This window comes from Moorena sp. SIO4G3, from assembly GCF_010692305.1.
Classification (GTDB): Bacteria; Cyanobacteriota; Cyanobacteriia; order Cyanobacteriales; family Coleofasciculaceae; genus Moorena; species Moorena producens_A.
Genome location: NZ_JAAHIG010000587.1, coordinates 1 through 3645, shown reverse-complemented (window position 1 = coordinate 3645; position 3645 = coordinate 1). Strand labels below are relative to the sequence as shown.

Annotated in this window: 4 protein-coding genes and 3 pseudogenes; 1 reads left to right on the top strand and 6 read right to left on the bottom strand. The window is 36.9% G+C overall.

Going from position 1 to position 3645, the window contains the following annotated elements:
- Positions 1-238: 238 nt before the first annotated feature.
- A pseudogene (locus tag F6J99_RS43240) lies at positions 239-1619 on the top strand (IS701 family transposase).
- A 105-nt stretch (positions 1620-1724) separates the two neighbouring features.
- Here the strand turns inward: F6J99_RS43240 and F6J99_RS43235 are convergent.
- The 6 genes and pseudogenes from F6J99_RS43235 to F6J99_RS43215 all read right to left on the bottom strand — a co-directional run.
- The gene (locus F6J99_RS43235) at positions 1725-1925 is read right to left on the bottom strand and encodes a hypothetical protein (protein ID WP_293123146.1); all 201 of its coding nucleotides are present in this window, start codon (positions 1923-1925) and stop codon (positions 1725-1727) included.
- Positions 1913-2260 (bottom strand): transposase, encoded by a 348-nt coding sequence (locus tag F6J99_RS43230; RefSeq protein ID WP_293123149.1) that lies wholly within the window; start codon positions 2258-2260, stop codon positions 1913-1915. The genes F6J99_RS43235 and F6J99_RS43230 overlap by 13 nt, the downstream gene beginning before the upstream one ends.
- 246 nt (positions 2261-2506) lie before the next feature.
- Positions 2507-3091, bottom strand: a pseudogene (locus F6J99_RS43225) (winged helix-turn-helix domain-containing protein); the annotation flags it as partial.
- A gap of 49 nt (positions 3092-3140) precedes the next feature.
- Entirely contained in the window at positions 3141-3299 is a 159-nt protein-coding gene (locus tag F6J99_RS46015; protein WP_365975400.1) for a group II intron maturase-specific domain-containing protein, read from the bottom strand.
- A gap of 63 nt (positions 3300-3362) precedes the next feature.
- A pseudogene (locus tag F6J99_RS46010) lies at positions 3363-3509 on the bottom strand (reverse transcriptase domain-containing protein); the annotation flags it as partial.
- Between the two features lie 21 nt (positions 3510-3530).
- Positions 3531-3645: transposase (locus F6J99_RS43215; protein WP_293120501.1), on the bottom strand; the 115-nt coding region annotated here is incomplete at its 5' end.

The following is a 3645-nucleotide window of genomic DNA, read 5'->3' as shown; positions in this document are numbered from 1 at the left end:
TCATGAACACCCAGTTATCTCCTCCAATAGTTCCCCAATACTTATTGATTACCCAGGTTTTTGATTTCTTGGGGTGTCTCCTGTATCCCCATCAAGGCGAGTTTGTTCCATAGCATATGTCCTAATTTGCTGAATGTTTCTTTACTACAGACTGACCTGTAGTATCCCTCTTCTGTCACTCTCCGAGAAGTAAAATAAGAGAATAAACAGATTGGGTAGCTCAAAAGTAGATAGGGCAATGGATGTAGAGTTACAGATTCTCAAACATAGTGCCAGAGATGCACAACCAACAGTTTCGGTTATTGATCAATATTGTGAGGCTTATAAAGACCTGTTTTCAGAAGTAAGAAGTTATGAATGTTTCAAATATTTACATTTAGGAATAATCTCACCGATAAAGAGAAAGTCGCTACCAGAAATAGCTAAGGTAGTAGGCATAAAATCTGCTCAGTCACTCCATCATTTTTTAGCCAATTTTCCTTGGTCAGCGACTGAATTAAAATCCCGAAGATTAAGTAGGATTATCAAAGCATTAAACTCCGAAAAAATCACGGTAATAATAGATGAAACCGGGGATAGAAAGAAAGGAAAAAAAACGGACTATGTAGCAAGGCAATATCTAGGAAGTATCGGAAAAGTAGATAATGGAATAGTGTCAGTTAATGCTTACGGGGTGTATCAAAATATAACATTTCCATTGGTAGACAAAATCTTCAAACCAAGAGGAACATTAAAATGGGAAGATAAGTACAAAACTAAAATAGAGTTAGCCTCAGAAATCCTAGAAGAATTAGTAGAAGAAGGATTAAATATAGAACGAGTATTAGCGGATAGTCTGTATGTCTTGATGCAGTCGCTCATGGGGGAAACCCCCAAGACCGCGCTGCATCGCTGGTGAAAGTAGCCAGTTTATTAGAACATTAGAGAAAACTAAATTGTCTTATGTAGTAGCAATTAGGAGTAATCATGGAGTCTGGATGCCAATTTCGCAGAGGGTTAGAGCGAATAAGTGGTGTAAATTTACCAGAACATTTAGTAATCAAAAATCAGAAACTAGATACATTAGAGAAATAGTATATGGAAAAAAGAGAGCCATAACTTACTGGGAAATAACCACAGACCCAAAAACTATGCCAGAGAATGGAACATCTTTTGTGATGACTAATTTGAAAGGTAATCTCAAGAAAATATTGGGAGATTTGTATGGATTAAGAACATGGGTAGAGTATGCTTTTCGTCAGTGTAAACAAGAATTAGGATGGACAGATTACCGTTTTACTAAGTTTAAAGATATCGAAAAATGGTGGGAAATAATTTTTTGTGTGTACACCATGATTAGTTTGAATTCTCCAGCTTTTTTAGCTTTAAATAAATCGACAGAAGTAGCCAATAAGGTGACAGATGCTGATGATATCCAGGTGATTAATTATCAACAATGGAATCATAAAGGTGGATGGAAGAATGTGTTAAACAATTTTCGTTTACTGATTCAACCCATTATGATGTTATGGATTATTTTTCCCTGGTTAGATATTTTACCGAATAGTAAATTATTGCTGGGATTGAATCAGCTAATTAGTGAAATTAATCAATATCAATTCTTTTTTAATTCTGGATAATCTGACTTATTTGTTAATCATTGAATTCGGAGAGTGACAGAAGAGGGGTATAGCAGTCCTAAATGATTCGTAAAAATAACTCTGGCTTAATTAAGTATTTATTTCTTATATTTTTTTGGGAAAAACACCATACTTATGAAGTTTTTTAAACTCAAAAATTTCTCTTTGAACAAAAAAAGTAAACAACCACTTTACCAAGGCAAATGACCGTAATTTATACCAAAATTTTCTCAAGAAGTTTTTAGCTTTTAACCAAATATCTTCAACCGGATTTTGTTCGGGAGCATTAGGGGCTAAAATTTCCACGGTGCGCTTTCCAATGGGCGAGTGAATCGCCCTTGGGTCGCACCGCAATGAACGGGTCGCTTAAAAGGATCTAGATCTTGATTTACTTCCCTCAGATACTCCTTCATTTCTTTATATTTATGATAACTGGCTCCATCCCAAATAATCAACAATCTACTTCCTGGATTAAGTTTTCTTAAGAATTTCAAAAATAACACTGTATTTTGAGAATTTCCTTGTTTATAATCCCGGACAATAAACTCCTTACTTTGATAATTTAAAGCCCCATAATAAGTCTGACGATCCCGTTCATTAGTCATGGGAATTTCTAACCTTGTCTTGATGCAGTCGCTCATGGGGGAAACCACGGCAGTTGCTCATGGTTAGAAGTTACCGTAAGACAGGCTCGCCTTGTCTTGATGCAGTCGCTCATGGGGGAAACCCCCAAGACCGCGCAAATCACGCTAATCAATAAGTTTTACCCCTTTTCTGCATAGCCGACCAACCATAAAGGCTCAACGTAATCAGGTTTCGTCTCCGGGGGGAACCCCCAAGACCGCACTGCCTCCCCTGTTCCCTTGCTGCATCGCTTCTTTAGTCAATCCCCACCCATATCCACAAACATCTCCCCACAACAGATGACATTCATCAATCAAATACACCACAAGCTTTCCAGTCTCTATATCTTCACGATTTTCTTCTAATAAATCACAGATTTCTTGATGTCGAGCCTCTACCTTTTCTTGATCTCGTTTTGGGTTAAATTTTTGAGTTTTTTTCCAACTCATTCCCGCTTCTTTCAAGAGATGATAGTAACTCTGTTTCGACTTAAATTTGATTCCATAATTATCTTCTATATAATTTTCTAGTTTACTCAAATCCATCGAATTTTGACTTCTTAACCACTCAATTATAGAAGTGCGTTCCCTTTGATTAAGGTATCCTTTTGAGCCTTTATGTTTTAGTTTCAATCCCTCAATACCTTCTAGGGCAAAACGAACTTTACATTGGCTAACAAAAGCAGCATAAACACCTAATAGTTCTTGAATTATTGTGACTTTTACACCTTGAATAAGCATCCGAATAGCTAAGGCTCTTTTTAGCTCTCTTGGTTCTGGATTGCTTTCGATAAATTGTTCTATATCTTCTTGAACATCACCTTGAAACTGCTCGACTGTTTCCCTCATATTTTCTCTATTTTTTGAGTTGAGCAAACTCATTATATTATAATATTAATTATTTTACAAATGATTTAGGATTGCTATAGTTGCACCATCCGCGTATAATAGGTTTGAGGTGGCTTATTAAAGCCTCTTGTGGGGCAGCTTTGTGTCGTTCTATGACATTTGAGAGCTGCCCATAATGCTCTAGTACTTTTTCCTTAGATGGCTTGATGATGGTTTTAAAACCTTGTTTAGATTGATATATACCTACTTTATATTGCCGAATGTTGAATCCGAGGAAGTCAAATCCGTCAAATGTGTGGGTAATTTTTGTTTTACTTGGTTTTAATTCCAGACCCATGTCCAGCAGCCATTTATTAATGACTTCAAGACATTCTTCTACCACGGTTTGGTCTTGGTGGAGAATGACAAAATCATCTGCGTATCTGACTAGGGCGTGTCATCAATTAAGCCAAATTACAGCAGCAGCCAGATAAATTGCTCCTAGGAAGTTCTGAGCTCGCTTATCGTACCGCGTCGCGATCGCTCGATATTGCTTGAGTCGGGCAAAAAAATTC